This window comes from Pseudomonas sp. FP198 (genome assembly GCF_030687895.1).
Classification (GTDB): Bacteria; Pseudomonadota; Gammaproteobacteria; order Pseudomonadales; family Pseudomonadaceae; genus Aquipseudomonas.
The window spans coordinates 2,053,435-2,068,402 of the sequence record NZ_CP117452.1; the positions used below are offsets into that span (position 1 = coordinate 2,053,435).

Genomic DNA, 14,968 nt, shown 5'->3' on the forward strand with positions numbered 1-14,968 from the left:
TATTTTCATACGGTGCCCAGCGAATGTTCAGACCGTTATCGATTTTCATCGGCACGCGCTATACCCGCGCCAAGCGCCGCAATCGTTTTGTCTCGTTCATTTCCATGACGTCGATGATCGGCCTCGCCCTTGGCGTGTTGGCGATGATCGTCGTGTTGTCGGTGATGAACGGCTTCCAGCGCGAGATGAGCTCGCGCATCCTCGGCATGGTTCCTCACGCCACTATCGTCGGCGTCAACCCGATCGACGATTGGCAACCGGTGGCCGCCGCGGCATTGAAAAATCCTCAAGTGACGGCTGCGGTGCCGTTCACCGAGATGGAAGGGATGCTGAGCCATAAAGGCTCGATGCAGCCGATCCAGATCAGCGGCGTCGATCCGGCCCAGGAAGGCAAGGTGTCGATTGTCGCCCAGCACATCGTCCAGGGGCGTCTCGACGCCTTGAAGCCCGGCGAGTTTGGCGTGGTGATCGGTGAGATCACCGCGCGGCGCTTTCGCTTGAATGTCGGCGACAAAGTCACCTTGATCGTGCCGGAAGTCAGCACCGCGCCGGGGGGCATCACCCCGCGGATGCAACGGCTGAATGTGGTAGGGGTGTTCAAGGTCGGCGCCGAGCTGGATGGTTCCATGGCGTTGATTCACCTGGCCGACGCCGCGCAGATGCAGCATTGGCAACCGAACCAGGTACAGAGCGTGCGTCTGGCGGTGAAAGATTTGTACGCAGCGCCGAAAGTCTCCGCTGACATCGCCAGCGGGCTTGGCACGGCCTACAAGGCCGACGACTGGACCCACACCCAGGGCAGTCTGTTCAGCGCGATGAAAATGGAAAAAACCATGATTGGCCTGCTGCTGTTGATGATCGTTGCGGTGGCGGCATTCAACATCATTGCCACCCTGATCATGGTGGTGAACGACAAGGGCGCGGACATCGCGATCCTGCGCACCATCGGCGCCACGCCGCGACAGATCATGGCAATCTTCATGGTCCAGGGCACGGTGATCGGCGTGGTAGGCACGTTGATCGGCGGGGTGCTGGGGGTGATTGCGGCGTTGAATGTCAGCGCGCTGGTGGGTTGGCTGGAAAGAGTCAGCGGCCAGCACATCTTCAGTTCCGACGTGTACTTCGTCAGCAACCTGCCGTCGGAACTGCAGCGTGGCGACGTGGTGCTGATCTGCTCCGCCGGGTTCATCCTCAGCTTCCTCGCCACTGTATACCCGGCCTGGCGCGCGGCGAAGATCGAACCGGCGCAGGCGTTGCGGTATTCCTGAGGCATGTGCCGGAAAGGCTTTTGTGGCGAGGGAGCTTGCTCCCGCTGGAGTGCGTAGCGCTCCCAAAAATCGAAGCGCCCGCATCTCATTTAGATGAGCGAGATTTTGGGGCCGCTACGCAGCCCAGCGGGAGCAAGCTCCCTCGCCACAGGGTTTTGTGTCAGGGCTGACCGGCCTTGGGCAACTCGACCACGAACCGCGTCCAGCCATCGGCCGATTCGCAGCGGATATCCCCGCCATGGGCGCGGATGATCGAGCGGGTAATGGCCAGCCCCAGCCCGGCGTGTTCGCTGCTGCCTTCCTGGCGAGCCGGGTCGGCGCGGTAAAAACGGTCGAACAGGCGCGGCAGCAGCGCCGCCGGAATTTCCCCGCCATTGTTTTCCACTTCGATGCGCACAGTCTGCGGCCCGTCGGCAATCCGTATCCGCACCTCGCCACCACCGGGGCTGAAGCGCAGGGCGTTGTCCAGCAGATTGGACAGCGCGCGGCGCAGCATGCTGCGGTCGCCCTCGATATGTGCGTTCCCTTCGCGGCTCAGCCTTACCTCGGCGTCTTCGGCCAGCGGCGCGAAAAACTCCAGCAGCAGGTCCGTTTCCAGCGCCAGCTCCAGCGGTTCGCGCTGGACGGCCAGCAAGCCATGGTCGGCCTTGGCCAGGTAAAGCATGTCGTTGACCAGTTGTGCCATCCATTGCAGCTCTTCGAGATTGCTGTGCAGGGCTTCGCGATAGTCGTCCAGCGAGCGTTCGCGGGTGAGCGTGACCTGGGTATGGGTCAGCAGATTCGACAACGGCGTACGCAGCTCATGGGCGATGTCGGCGGAGAAGGCGGAGAGGCGCTGGAAGGCATCGTCGAGGCGTCCAAGCATGTCGTTGATGCTGTGGGCCAGTTCCGCCAGTTCGGCGGGCATGTGTTCTTCCGGCAGTCGAGCATTGAGCGAACGTGCCGAGACGCTGCTGGCAATGGCGCCCATGCGGCGCAGGGGGCGCAAGCCGCGCCGGGCGGCCCAGGCGCCAAGCAGGGCGGTCGCCAGCGCCGAGAGGCCGACGGTCAGCCAGATCAGGCGCTGCATGCGTTGCAGGAAATGCTGGTGGTGGGTGATGTCCAGCAGCAGTGTCAGCTGGGGCGAATCCGCACGATTGGGATCCAGTGGCGCGTTTAATACGCGGTAGTCATTGTCGGTGTCGTTGAGGGTCGACAGGCCGGGCCGTTCAGGCACCTGGGCCGGCAGGCGGATCGAGCTGTCATGCCAGCGCACGCCATCGCGGTCCTTGATGCGCAAGGCAAGGTCCGGCTGGCGGCTCAACTCGTCCGCCAGGCGCGCCTGGAGATTGGGGCCATCTTGCAGGGCGCGGCGCACGCCGGTCAATTTGGCCTCGAGCAACTGCTGGTCCAGTTCGATGAAGTGCGCCTCGCTGCCGCGGCTGAACAGCACGCCGGCAAACAACGACACGATGGCGGTGCAGGCGGCGAAAAGCAGCGCCAGCCGATTGCTCAGCGACCATCGGCGGCTCACAGGTTGCGCTCTTCGAGGACATAGCCCATGCCGCGCACGGTGTGGATCAGCTTGTCGGGAAACTCGTCGTCGATCTTGATCCGCAGGCGCCGGATCGCCACCTCGATGACATTGGTGTCACTGTCGAAATTCATGTCCCAGACTTGTGAGGCAATCAACGACTTTGGCAAAACCTCGCCCTGGCGCCGCAGCAGCATCTCCAGCAGGGCAAATTCCTTGGCGGTCAGGTCGATGCGTTTGCCGCCGCGCTCTACCCGGCGCCGGATCAGGTCCAGCCGCAGGTCCGCCAGTTGCAGGCTGGTTTCCTGGGCCGCCGAACTGCCTCGGCGCAGCAGGCTGCGCACCCGGGCCAGCAGTTCGGAAAAGGCGAAGGGCTTGACCAGGTAATCATCGGCACCCAGTTCCAGGCCATGCACACGATCCTCTACCGCATCCCGCGCGGTGAGAAACAGCACCGGCGTGTCCAGCCCGGCGCCGCGCACCGCTTGCAGAATCTGCCAGCCATCGCGGCCGGGTAGCATCACGTCAAGAATCAACAGCGCGTATTCGCCGCTCACGGCCAGTTGCTGGCCGGTGCTGCCATCAGCCACCAGATCGGCGTTGAACCCGGCTTCGCCCAGGCCTTGGCGCAGGTACTGGCCGGTTTTCAGTTGGTCTTCGACGATCAGCAGTTTCATGGTCGGGCTCAAGGCTGTGTTTGAACGTGGGCGTTATACCGTGGTGCATGGTGTCATGGGGCAAGCTGACAAAGTTGTAATGCAACTGTAAGCCAGTTGGCGGAGCAAGCGCTCAAGGAACCCATAAAGGCTGGTAGAATCCGCTGATTCTTCAGTCAGGTTTCCGTCATGCATCCCGCAGCCGAACACTCGCCGCTGGGCAAATCCAGCGAATACATCGCCACGTACACGCCGTCACTGCTGTTTCCGATCCCGCGCACCGCGAAATGGGCGGAACTGGGCCTGACGGCCGAGACCCTGCCGTACAAGGGCGTGGATTTCTGGAACTGTTTCGAGCTGTCATGGCTGCTGCCGTCCGGCAAGCCGGTTGTCGCCATCGCTGAATTCGCAATCCCGGCGGATTCGCCGAATATCATCGAATCCAAATCTTTCAAGCTGTACCTGAACTCCTTGAACCAGACGGCGTTCAACGACAGCGCGAGCCTGGAAGCCACGCTGCGCCAGGACCTTTCGGCCGCGGCGGGCAAGCCGGTAGGCGTGCGGATTCGCAGCCTCAAGGATGTCGAGAGCGAAGGCATCGTTGCATTACCCGGTGTCTGCGTTGACGACCTGGACATCACTGTCGACTCCTACGAGCACCCGCGTCCGGAGCTGCTGCGTTGCGATGCATCGCGTATCGTCGAGGAAAGCCTGCACAGCCATCTGCTCAAGTCCAACTGCCCGGTAACCAGCCAACCGGACTGGGGCAGCGTGGCGGTGGAATATCGCGGCGCGGCGCTGGACCACGCCAGCCTGCTGGCTTACATCGTCAGCTTCCGCCAGCATTCGGACTTCCATGAACAATGCGTCGAGCGGATCTTCCTCGACCTGCAACGCTTGCTCAAGCCGGAGAAATTGACGGTATATGCGCGGTATGTGCGCCGGGGTGGGTTGGATATCAATCCGTACCGCAGCACCGAGGATGTGCAACTGCCGAACCAGCGTCTGGTTCGGCAATAAAACTTCCGTGCTGAAGAGTTCTTGTGGAAAGAGCCCTTGTGGGAGGACTCTGTGGGAGCGAGCCTGCTCGCGAAGGCGGTCGTACATTCAACACATGTGCTGACTTTCACACCGCTTTCGCGAGCAGGCTCGCTCCCACAGTGGATTGCATTTCAATTCGCAGATATTAAAAAGCCCTGCTGGTGATAGCAGGGCTTTTTTTGCGTCTGGCGGGCTTAGATCCCCATGCTGCCCAAGGTGTTCACAATATTGCGCAGTGTTCCGGCGATCGTTGGATGCTCCAGCTCAAAGCGCTCGACGGCCAGGTTCACATTGTCAGCGAGGTTGGCGTCCGATGTTTGGGTTTCCAACTCAAGCTCAAGTTCTATCTGTTGCATCAGCGCGTGCAGGTCGTCGCGCTCGACTTCGGAAAGAGGTGGATTCTGTTCCAATTGCTCGCGCAGTTTGTTGAGCTGTTCTTGCAATTCGCGGGCAGGCATTGGCGTACTCCCTTTATTGATAGGCACTGCCATGGACCGCGACGCAGCGTCAAAAGTCCATGGCTTGCCTTAAGAGTAATCCACACTCAAGCGCCCTGCATGATCCTGGTCACGGCTTCTCGCCTTTGAGGCGACGCAGGCTGATATCGGCCAGGCAGGTATCGAGTTCGCCCAGGTGATCGATCACCGAATGCACGCCCAGGCCGAACAATTGGACCGTGGCCTTGGCCCGTTTGATTTCCCGTTCCTGCTGGCTCAAGGCCTGCCATTCGGCGGGCGTAAGGCCGCACAGCGAGCCGCAGGATGCCAGCCCGATGGTCCATAGACCGGCGTTTAGCCCCGACTGCAACAGCTTCGGTTCGCCGCTGACCAATACGCAGCCATCCAGTTGCCTGACATCCAGCGCCATAAGGGCTTGCCAACAGGCGTGGGGCGCTGGCCACGGATTATTTGTTGCAGGAAGTTGCGGAGATTTCACCCATGCCGGCAGTGAGGCCGCCAACCCGTGGCTGATGGCGGGCGGCAATTCGTCAAGCCAGGCGCAGGGGATGTCGAGCTGCCGCAGGCGTTGCAGGCTTTCCAAAGCCCCGGGCGTAAGTTGCGTGTGCTCGGCCGGCACAATCCCTGGCTGGCGAGCACGTGAGCCGAAATCAACCAGGCATCCGCTGAGGCCAAACAGGACGGCCGTCAGGCTGGGGGCGGGGAGGGGCTTGGCTTCGGCGCGGGGCATGTGGACGTCCTTGAAATAACCTGCAGCCTAACGAGGCACGATGACAGTCCGGTTACAGTGGGATGAAGGCGACCCATATGGAAAATTCCTACGGAGAGCTTCCTTTTTCTGTGCTGCCTATCCACGCGTTCCGCCTTATACTAGCCACCTTACCGCCTGGGCTCGGCGCCCTTGCCTGAATAATCCAAGGAGTTTTTCCCTATGCGCTGGAGCCATCGTCTAGCTCAGCTGTGTCTATCTGCCAGCGTTCTGCTGGTGCCGTTCGCCGCTCACGCCGCCACGGAAGAAGATCCTTGGGAAAGCATCAACCGTCCGATATTCACCTTCAACGACACCATCGACACCTACGCGCTGAAGCCGCTGGCCCAGGGTTACCAGTACGTGACGCCACAGTTCCTCGAGGACGGCATCCACAACATGTTTCGCAACATCGGTGACGTCGGCAACCTGGCCAACGATGTGCTGCAAGCCAAGCCGGCTGCCGCCGGGGTCGATACTGCCCGGTTGATCTTCAACACGACGTTCGGCCTGCTGGGCTTCTTCGATGTTGGGACCCAGATGGGGCTGCAGCGCAACGACGAAGATTTCGGCCAGACCCTGGGATATTGGGGGCTGGGCAGCGGCCCTTACCTGATGCTGCCACTGCTGGGGCCGAGCACTCTGCGTGATGCGCCGGCCAAGCTGGTCGACAGCTACGCCACCCCATACCCCTACATCGACAACGTCTCGGTGCGTAATTCCATTTGGGGCCTGAACATCGTCGACACCCGCGCCAGCCTGTTGTCGGCCGAGAAAATGGTCAGTGGCGACAAGTATGTGTTCCTGCGCAACGCCTTCCTGCAGAACCGTGAGTTCAAGGTCAAGGATGGTCAGGTCGAAGACGATTTCTGATTTCGGCCGGTTGAATGCGAAGGGCGGCCCGAAAGGCCGCCTTTCGTGCTTTGGCTTCTGTCCAGGGCCGGAACGAACCTTCCATTGAGTTACGCTTCGCTCGGTTCTTATAACTCTCTGTGCTTTGACAAATAAAGAGCTCGAGCGGGCTATCTGCATGAGCTTGAAACGCCCCGCGGATGGGAGTACCGTCTGCGCCTTAGAAGGGCACCTCTGATGTATATGCGTATAGGGCAAAGGCCTGAAACCTGTACGACAGAGAGGCTAGAAAGCGAATCCAGTAGTGCGTGCCAGGCCCAGTTGCCCAGCCCCCTACGCCAACCTAATTCTGGCGCCGTTTGCCCACATGCCAAAAACCAGTGCCACGCTGCTGATAATCGATGATGACGAAGTGGTGCGAGCCAGCCTCGCCGCCTACTTGGAAGACAGTGGTTTCAGCGTCCTGCAGGCCAGCAACGGCCAGCAGGGTCTTCAGGTATTCGAGCAGGACAAGCCCGACCTGGTCATCTGCGACCTGCGCATGCCGCAGATGGGCGGACTCGAACTCATTCGCCAGGTCACCGAGCTGTCTTCAGAGACTCCGGTGATCGTGGTGTCGGGCGCGGGGGTGATGAACGACGCGGTCGAGGCATTGCGCCTGGGCGCGGCGGATTACCTGATCAAGCCCCTCGAAGACCTTGCCGTGCTCGAGCATTCGGTGCGTCGAGCCCTGGACCGCTCGCGCCTGTTGGTCGAGAACCAGCGCTATCGCGAGAAGCTGGAAACGGCCAACCGTGAGCTGGAAGCCAGCCTGAACCTGTTGCAGGAAGACCAGAACGCCGGGCGCCAGGTGCAGATGAACATGCTGCCGGTCAGCCCCTGGACCGTCGACGGTTTCCGTTTTGCCCACCAGATCATCCCGTCGTTGTACCTGTCGGGGGATTTTGTCGATTATTTCCGGGTCGACGAGCGTCGAGTGGCTTTCTATCTGGCGGATGTTTCCGGACACGGTGCTTCGTCGGCATTCGTGACCGTACTGCTGAAGTTCATGACCACGCGTCTGCTGTTCGAATCCAAGCGCAATGGTACGTTGCCCGAATTCAAGCCTTCGGAGGTCCTTGGGCATATCAACCGAGGCCTGATCAGTTGTAAGCTGGGCAAACACGTCACGATGGTCGGTGGAGTCATCGACGAGGAGACTGGTTTGTTGACGTATAGCATCGGCGGTCACCTGCCGTTGCCCGTGTTGTACACACCTGACAGTGTTCGTTACCTGGAAGGGCGTGGCTTGCCGGTAGGCCTGTTCAACGAGGCCACCTATGAAGATCACGTGCTGGAACTGCCCCCGGCGTTCAGCTTGACGCTGATGTCTGATGGCATTCTGGACCTTTTGTCGGAACCTACACTCAAAGAGAAAGAAGCGGCCTTGCCTGAACGGGTAAGTGCGGCGGGCGGCAGCCTGGAAGGCCTGCGGCAAGTGTTTGGATTAGCCACGCTAGGGGAGATGCCGGATGATATCGCCCTGTTAGTGTTGAGCAGGAATCTTTGATGAGTACCGGTAGAATCCAGTTCGCCGAGCAGGACGGCACCTTCGTCCTGAAGTTTGTCGGTGAAGTGCGCCTGACCCTGTGTTCAGCGCTGGATGCGACAATCGAGAAGATCTTCACCGCGTTGAACTTCAACGCCATCGTGATCGACCTGACCGAAACCCGCAGCATCGACAGCACCACCCTGGGCCTGCTGGCCAAGTTGTCGATCCTGTCGCGGCAAAAGGTCGGCCTGCTGCCGACCGTTGTCACCACCCACAACGACATTACCCGTTTGCTGCAGTCGATGGGCTTTGATCAGGTGTTCAACATCGTCGGCGATCCGGTGCCATGCCCGGAATGCCTGGATGATCTGCCTGATCAGGACCAGTCCGAAGAGGACGTGCGGATCAAGGTGCTTGAAGCGCACAAGATCCTCATGGGGCTGAACGACTCCAATCGTGAAGCGTTTCATGACTTGGTGAGTGCGTTGGAGCGGCCGTGATTCCCGGGTGTTGTAGATCGAGCTGAGGCCTTCGCGAGCAGGCTCGCTCCCACAGGGATCAAGGTTGGACTCGGTCAGAAACTGTGGGAGCGAGCTTGCTCGCGATGGCGTTTGTCGATCCGCCATATCTCTTGAGCCAAACAGAATAAAAAAGGGCGAACCCATTCAGGTTCGCCCTTTTTGCATGCCGCCGATTCAGCTCAAAGCTTGGCTTGCAGCAACGCTTCCAGCTTCTCCTGGTCCCGAGCGAACTGACGAATGCCTTCAGCCAGTTTCTCGGTTGCCATGGCGTCTTCGTTGGACAACCAGCGGAACTGCGCCTCATTGAGGCTCAGACGCGCTTCCCCGGCCTGGCCAGGCGCCAGCTTGCGTTCCAGCTTGCCCTCGTCGGCGGCCAGTTTTTCCAACAGTTCGGGGCTGACGGTCAGGCGGTCGCAGCCGGCCAATTGCTCGATCTGATTGAGATTACGGAAGCTGGCGCCCATGACCACGGTCTTGTAGTCATTGGCCTTGTAGTAGTTGTAGATGCGCGTCACCGACTGCACGCCGGGATCGTCGGCCCCGGTGTAGTCATTGCCATTGGCCTTTTTGTACCAGTCATAGATACGGCCCACGAATGGCGAGATCAGGAACACGCCGGCGTCGGCACAGGCGGCGGCCTGGGCGAAGGAGAACAGCAGCGTCAGGTTGCACTGGATGCCTTCGCGCTCCAGTTGCTCGGCGGCGCGGATGCCTTCCCAGGTGGAGGCGATCTTGATCAGCACGCGGTCCCGGCCCACACCGGCCTTTTCGTACAGGTCGACCAGGCGATGGGCGCGCTTCAACATGGCCTCGGTATCGAACGACAGGCGTGCATCCACTTCGGTGGAGATGCGCCCCGGAATCACCTTGAGGATTTCTTGTCCGACCGCTACACCAAAACGGTCGCTGGCCAGGCCCACGTCGCCCTTGCAGTCCGCCACGCAGGCGTTCAGCAGCTCGGCATAACCGTGAATGGCCGAAGCCTTGAGCAGCAGGGAAGGGTTGGTGGTGGCGTCCACCGGTTTGATGCGGGCGATGGCTTCGAAGTCGCCGGTATCGGCCACGACGGTAGTGAACTGCTTGAGTTGTTCCAGCTTGGAAGTCATGAGCGTGCTCTGTCCTATGGGTCCGTTGACATTACCCGAGGGCCGGCAGCCACTCAAGGGCGTGAAGAGGTATCGATGGCCCCAGCGGCAACAACCCGGAAACGGCTGTTTGAAAGGCCGGGACAACTATCGGTAGATACGATGCCGAAACAGCGCGCAGGTTCAAAGCAAGTGATGGTTAACGCCCTTCAAGCAACTGCCCGGCCTGATCCAGCAGCGCCAACGGATCCTTGGTCTTGTGAATGTCCACCGACAACAACTGCCGGAACCGCCGCGCCCCCGGAAACCCCGTGCCCAGCCCCAGCACATGCCGGGTGATGTGATGCATGGCGCCGCCAGCCGCCAAGTGCGCGGCAATATAGGGCCGCAGTTGCGCCAAGGCCTCGGCGCGGCTGATCACCGGCGCAGTGCTGCCGAACAATTGCTGGTCCACTTCGGCCAGCAGATAAGGGTTGTGATATGCCTCGCGTCCGAGCATCACCCCGTCGAACGTCCGCAGGTGTTCATGACACGCCTCCAGCGTCTTGATCCCGCCGTTGAGGACGATTTCCAGCTCAGGGAAGTCAGCTTTCAGTTGCGCCACCACGTCATAACGTAGCGGTGGAATGTCGCGGTTCTCCTTGGGCGACAACCCCTCCAGAATCGCGATTCGCGCATGCACGGTAAAACTGCCGCACCCGGCCTCACGCACTGTCCCGACGAAATCGCACAATTGTTCGTAACTGTCTCGACCATTTATTCCAATCCGGTGCTTCACCGTCACTGGAATCGACACCGCATCACGCATGGCCTTCACACAATCGGCCACCAGCCCGGGATGGCCCATCAGGCAGGCGCCAATCATGTTGTTCTGCACCCGGTCGCTCGGACAACCTACATTCAGGTTGACCTCATCGTAGCCATGTTCCTCGGCCATTCGCGCGCAGGCGGCCAATTCGGCGGGAACACTGCCGCCCAATTGCAGGGCCAGCGGGTGCTCGGCTTCGTGATGACGCAGGAAACGCTCGTGATCACCGTTGAGCAGGGCGCCGGTGGTGACCATCTCGGTGTAGAGCAGGGCATGTTTGGAGAGGATGCGCAGGAAGTACCGGCAATGGGGGTCAGTCCAATCCATCATGGGGGCAACGGAAAAGCGGCGAGACAGCGGAGCGGCGTGTAAAGACATTGGGGAATTTGAATCAGAAGGGCGGATGGGCGCAGTTTATCAGGGATGAAGTGCAAGTGTTCGCGGCTCAGGTCTGAATCATTTCCCCAATGCACTTCTCAAAAACCGCCTCCATGGGGCCCAGCACACAGTTATAAGCCGCGATATTGGCGTCGATCCATTCCTCTTTATCGATCCCCCACCAACTGATCTCGAATCCGGCATTCATGATGAGGTGTTCGAACAGGATGCGCTGGGCGCGGCCGTTGCCTTCGCGGAATGGGTGGTTGATGTTGATATCGGAATAGGCATCCGCCACGGCGATGATCAGTTCAGTTCTGCTCAGTCCCTCGAACCAGTTCGACGCCGCCAGGTTGCCGAATATCTTGTTGGCTTCCTTTTCCATGTATTCAGGTTGGCAGAAACGCGTGGCTTGCTTGGCCATGCCAACGGTCCGCAGCTCTCCGGCCCATTCGAACAGGTCCGAGAACAGCGCTCGATGAATATTCTGCAAATAAGGCAGGCTGTAAGGCGGAGGGTTGAATTCGACATGGCTCGCAGCGATGGCCGAGAGCTGTTGTTCGGCTTCGCTCAGGGTCTGTTCATCGCGGATATCGAGTTTATTGCGCAGGACCGTGGAGCCCGGGTAACAATAGGCGTCTTCGCCGACGCCGTATTTGTCAGGCATCAGGCTCGGGTCTTGATGAAAGTCTTCAGGACTTCCTCACGGGAAGGCAGCTTGTCTTCGCTGTCTTGCGCAGACACCTTGAACCCTTCCAGGCGCAGGCTGGCCGCGTAGTTGGACCGGCGCGTCCTGGCCGCGTAGGCCTTTTTTGTTTCCAGGCTGACAGTGCCCATCGGGGTGGACCTCGAATCGCGTTGGTTGGCGAATTATAGCCCATCGCCTCGGCGAGGCCTATGCCGCGGTCGGGATCAGTCATCCAACGGCAAACGGATTGACCAACGGGGCTTGCATATCGGCGCATCTCCAAATACTGTTCATGCATCCAGTATTCGAGAATTCTCCATGCAGCTCATCGCCAAGCTCGGCATTCTTGCAGACGCCGCCAAATATGACGCGTCGTGTGCCAGCAGTGGGGCGCCCAAGCGCAGTTCGCGCGGTCGCGATGGGCTTGGGGCCACGGATGGCATGGGGATCTGCCACAGCTACACGCCGGATGGGCGCTGTGTGTCGCTGCTCAAGGTGCTGCTGACCAATTTCTGTCTGTACGACTGCCAGTATTGCGTCAATCGTCGTTCCAGCAACGTGCCGAGGGCGCGCTTTACGCCGGAGGAAGTGGTGCGGCTGACGCTGGATTTCTATCGTCGCAATTGTATCAGCGGGCTGTTTTTGAGTTCCGGTATCATTCGCTCGGCCGATTACACCATGGAGCAATTGGTTCGCGTGGCGCGCTTGCTGCGCGAGGAGCATCAATTCCGAGGCTACATCCACCTCAAGACCATTCCCGATGCTGATCCGCTATTGATCGAAGAGGCGGGTCGGCTAGCGGATCGCCTGAGCGTGAACATCGAATTGTCCTCCGAGGTGAGCCTCAAGCGCCTCGCGCCGGAAAAGCAATTGACCACGATCCGTCAGGCCATGGGCACCATCCATGACGGTCAGCAGGCGGTGGCCGGCGAGCCGCGGGCGCCGCGCTTTGCGCCGGCCGGGCAGAGCACCCAGGTGATCGTGGGAGCGGATGCCACCGACGACCATGCCATCCTCAGCAACGCCGAGTCGCTCTACCAGGGCTATGGTTTGCGGCGGGTCTACTATTCCGCTTTCAGTCCGATTCCCGACAGCCCCGCCAGTGTGCCGCTCGCCGCGCCGCCGTTACTGCGCGAGCATCGGCTGTATCAAGCCGACTTCCTGATGCGTGGCTACGGCTACAAGGCGGGCGAACTGTTGAACACGTCCAGCAACCTGGACCTGGACATTGACCCGAAGCTGGCCTGGGCGCTGGCCAATCGCGATGTGTTTCCACTCGACCTCAACCGTGCCGAGCCGGCCCTGCTGGCGCGCATACCCGGGATCGGCCTGCGTAGCGTGCAGCGCCTGGTGACGCTGCGCAGGGAGCGGCGGATTCGTTATGACGATCTGGTGCAGTTGCGCTGCGTGCTGGAAAAGGCCCGCCCCTTCATTGTGACCAGCGATTACCGGCCCGCTGACGCGCAAACGCGCAGCGGCTTGCTACGGGCACGTTTGCGCGATCCGCAAAGACCTGTGCAAATGGGGCTGTGGGGATGATCGCGCTGGATTGCGATGACGATTTCGCCATCTGGCGCGACCAAGCCCGGACGTTGCTTGGTCATGGAATAGACCCCTGTGACGTGACCTGGGCCCAGGGCCCCATGGCCGATCTGTTGGCAATGCCGACGCCCTTGCCGCAAGGCCCGGGTCCGTTCCGCACTCGCGTCCCGGCAGCGTTGTTGAGCCAGTTGCAACAGGCCAGTCGTTATCACGGCGAACAGCGTTGGAACCTGTTGTACGAAGTGCTCTGGCGCGTAGCCCACGGCGACCGCACCGCCATGCTCGCGGGCGACCGCCTGGGCAGCGAATTGCAACGGCGCATCAAGCAGGTCAGTCGCGAGGCTCATCACTTGCACGCCTTCGTGCGCTTCATTCCCTTGCCGCCAGCCGCTGCCGAACAATTGCAGTTGGACCTGGTGGCGTTCCACCAGCCGGCACACGACATCCTTGAAAGCGCGAGTGGCCATTTTGCCGAGCGGCTTGGTCGGCAACGCTGGCTGATAGCTACGCCTCGCGACGGTATTCGTTTCGACGGCCAATCGCTGGATTACCAGCGCCACTGCCCCGAGCAATGGCAACAATGGGCCCGCCACGCCGAAGACCCCGGCGCCGAGTTGTGGCGCACCTATTACAGGCACATCTTCAACCCGGCGAGGCTCAACCCGACCGCGTTGCGCCAGCACATGCCCGGGCGGTTCTGGAAGCATTTGCCTGAAGGGGAATTGATTCCTCAACTGGTGGGGCAGGCGCGGCAGGGGAAGCAGAGGGATGGGCAGGCGTTGGAGGTGGGGGAGAAAATGGGGAAGCGGATTGTCGTAGGCGCTGCGGTAGGGGCACAGGGATAAGACAGTGCCCACGATGACTCCGGCACAGTAGTCAAACACCCTTGCTCGCACTCGCCGGCCTGCGCAACGCCGCAATGTCCCGCTTGGGCGATGCACCAAACAGGCGGGCGTATTCGCGGCTGAACTGCGAGGGGCTTTCGTAACCCACTCGGTAGGCGGCGCTGGCCACGTCCAGGTGTTCGTTGAGCATCAGCCGTTTTGCTTCGTTCAGCCGCAGCCACTTCTGGTATTGCAGGGGGCTCATCGCCGTGAGTTGGCGGAAGTGATGGTGAAAGGTCGGGGCGCTCATCTTCACCCGCGCGGCCAGGTCATCCACGCGGATTGGCGCGGCGTAGTTCAACTTCAGCCAGTCGATGGCCTTGGCGATCCGGTAGCCCTGGCTGTCGACGGACGCGATCTGGCGCAGCCGCGCCGCCTGGTCGCTCATCAGTAATCGGTAATGGATCTCGCGCTGGATCAGCGGCGCCAGGATGGGGATCGCCTCGGGTTCATCCAGCAATGCCAGCAGGCGTACGAACGGCGCCAGGAAGTCCGCTGTACTGGTGCCGATGCCCGCACCAATCCCGACTGGGCGCTCAAGACGCGGCGCCAGCCCGCCCTGGGCGACCAGATCGGCAACCATGCGCAAATCCAGCCGCAGCACCAAGCCCAGGCATGGCTGTTCCGGGCTCGCGACCATCACTTCGGAATTTGCCGGCATATCCAGTGAAGTCATCAGGAATCGCCCGGTGTCGTACCCATACGCCTGGCCACCAATCCAGACCTGCTTCATCCCCTGGGCGACGAGGACGATGCTCGGTTCGATCATGCAGGTCGCGGGCGGGGCAGGGGCGTCGCGCCGGAAAAGGCAGAGGCCGGGCATCGACGTTTCGACGTCACCCGATTCTGTGGTCCGGGGAGCGATGAAGTCTGCGAGCATCTTTTGCGGCGATTTGCCGTGGGTGGTCATGTCGATTGTCTGTCGGAGTGATAGTTATAGGCAGAACCTTAACTCGCCAAGCGAAGCGCTGCCTACGGCAAATAAGCAGGCTCAC

The 14,968-nt window shown here is 60.8% G+C and carries 16 protein-coding genes; 7 read left to right on the plus strand and 9 right to left on the minus strand.

Annotated elements, in window-relative coordinates:
* The first annotated feature begins 23 nt into the window (after nt 1-23).
* On the plus strand, nt 24-1,268 hold the full coding sequence (locus PSH78_RS09540) for a lipoprotein-releasing ABC transporter permease subunit (protein ID WP_305500021.1): 1,245 nt from the start codon (nt 24-26) through the stop codon (nt 1,266-1,268).
* Between the two features lie 160 nt (nt 1,269-1,428).
* Here the strand turns inward: PSH78_RS09540 and PSH78_RS09545 are convergent, their stop codons facing one another.
* Both PSH78_RS09545 and PSH78_RS09550 read right to left on the minus strand, forming a co-directional pair.
* Nucleotides 1,429-2,781: a heavy metal sensor histidine kinase gene (locus tag PSH78_RS09545; protein WP_305500023.1), complete on the minus strand. Its 1,353-nt coding sequence runs from the start codon at nt 2,779-2,781 to the stop codon at nt 1,429-1,431.
* Nucleotides 2,778-3,458 carry a heavy metal response regulator transcription factor gene (locus PSH78_RS09550; RefSeq protein ID WP_305500025.1) on the minus strand — a complete coding sequence of 227 codons (681 nt, stop codon included), beginning with the start codon at nt 3,456-3,458 and terminating at the stop codon, nt 2,778-2,780. The genes PSH78_RS09545 and PSH78_RS09550 overlap by 4 nt, the downstream gene beginning before the upstream one ends.
* A 168-nt stretch (nt 3,459-3,626) precedes the next feature.
* Between PSH78_RS09550 and queF the strand changes: the two genes are divergently transcribed.
* Complete coding sequence (gene queF, locus PSH78_RS09555; RefSeq protein WP_305500027.1) at nt 3,627-4,457, plus strand: NADPH-dependent 7-cyano-7-deazaguanine reductase QueF; 831 nt, start codon at nt 3,627-3,629, stop codon at nt 4,455-4,457.
* A 215-nt stretch (nt 4,458-4,672) separates the two neighbouring features.
* Here queF and PSH78_RS09560 read toward each other — a convergent pair whose 3' ends face one another.
* Nucleotides 4,673-4,936 carry a DUF4404 family protein gene (locus PSH78_RS09560; protein ID WP_305500029.1) on the minus strand — a complete coding sequence of 88 codons (264 nt, stop codon included), beginning with the start codon at nt 4,934-4,936 and terminating at the stop codon, nt 4,673-4,675.
* A 109-nt stretch (nt 4,937-5,045) separates the two neighbouring features.
* Entirely contained in the window at nt 5,046-5,666 is a 621-nt protein-coding gene (locus tag PSH78_RS09565; protein ID WP_305500030.1) for an HAD family phosphatase, read from the minus strand.
* A gap of 201 nt (nt 5,667-5,867) precedes the next feature.
* On the opposite strand from PSH78_RS09565, the gene PSH78_RS09570 reads away from it, so the two are divergent.
* The 3 genes from PSH78_RS09570 (at nt 5,868) to rssC (ending at nt 8,567) form a co-directional block, all read left to right on the plus strand.
* Nucleotides 5,868-6,557 carry a VacJ family lipoprotein gene (locus PSH78_RS09570; RefSeq protein WP_305500032.1) on the plus strand — a complete coding sequence of 230 codons (690 nt, stop codon included), beginning with the start codon at nt 5,868-5,870 and terminating at the stop codon, nt 6,555-6,557.
* Between the two features lie 346 nt (nt 6,558-6,903).
* Nucleotides 6,904-8,085, plus strand: a complete 1,182-nt coding sequence (rssB, locus tag PSH78_RS09575) for a two-component system response regulator RssB (protein WP_305500033.1) — start codon at nt 6,904-6,906, stop codon at nt 8,083-8,085.
* The gene (rssC, locus tag PSH78_RS09580) at nt 8,085-8,567 is read left to right on the plus strand and encodes an anti-sigma factor antagonist RssC (RefSeq protein ID WP_305500035.1); all 483 of its coding nucleotides are present in this window, start codon (nt 8,085-8,087) and stop codon (nt 8,565-8,567) included. The genes rssB and rssC overlap by 1 nt, the downstream gene beginning before the upstream one ends.
* Nucleotides 8,568-8,767: 200 nt before the next feature.
* Here the strand turns inward: rssC and tal are convergent, their stop codons facing one another.
* From tal to PSH78_RS09600, 4 genes are all read right to left on the minus strand, one after another.
* Nucleotides 8,768-9,694 carry a transaldolase gene (gene tal / locus PSH78_RS09585; RefSeq protein ID WP_305500037.1) on the minus strand — a complete coding sequence of 309 codons (927 nt, stop codon included), beginning with the start codon at nt 9,692-9,694 and terminating at the stop codon, nt 8,768-8,770.
* Between the two features lie 178 nt (nt 9,695-9,872).
* Nucleotides 9,873-10,859, minus strand: coding sequence for a tRNA dihydrouridine(20/20a) synthase DusA (gene dusA / locus PSH78_RS09590; RefSeq protein WP_370871085.1), 987 nt, complete (start codon nt 10,857-10,859; stop codon nt 9,873-9,875).
* A gap of 67 nt (nt 10,860-10,926) precedes the next feature.
* The gene (locus PSH78_RS09595) at nt 10,927-11,526 is read right to left on the minus strand and encodes a putative adenosine monophosphate-protein transferase Fic (protein WP_305500038.1); all 600 of its coding nucleotides are present in this window, start codon (nt 11,524-11,526) and stop codon (nt 10,927-10,929) included.
* On the minus strand, nt 11,526-11,696 hold the full coding sequence (locus tag PSH78_RS09600) for a YhfG family protein (RefSeq protein WP_305500039.1): 171 nt from the start codon (nt 11,694-11,696) through the stop codon (nt 11,526-11,528). Before PSH78_RS09600 ends, PSH78_RS09595 begins: the two co-directional genes overlap by 1 nt.
* 169 nt (nt 11,697-11,865) lie before the next feature.
* Between PSH78_RS09600 and PSH78_RS09605 the strand changes: the two genes are divergently transcribed.
* A complete protein-coding gene (locus PSH78_RS09605) occupies nt 11,866-13,086 on the plus strand; it encodes a putative DNA modification/repair radical SAM protein (protein ID WP_305500041.1) in 1,221 nt (406 codons plus the stop codon).
* Nucleotides 13,083-13,934, plus strand: a complete 852-nt coding sequence (locus PSH78_RS09610) for a TIGR03915 family putative DNA repair protein (protein WP_305500043.1) — start codon at nt 13,083-13,085, stop codon at nt 13,932-13,934. Before PSH78_RS09605 ends, PSH78_RS09610 begins: the two co-directional genes overlap by 4 nt.
* 31 nt (nt 13,935-13,965) lie before the next feature.
* On the opposite strand, the gene PSH78_RS09615 is transcribed toward PSH78_RS09610, so the two are convergent.
* The gene (locus tag PSH78_RS09615; protein ID WP_305500044.1) at nt 13,966-14,883 is read right to left on the minus strand and encodes an AraC family transcriptional regulator; all 918 of its coding nucleotides are present in this window, start codon (nt 14,881-14,883) and stop codon (nt 13,966-13,968) included.
* Nucleotides 14,884-14,968: the final 85 nt, after the last annotated feature.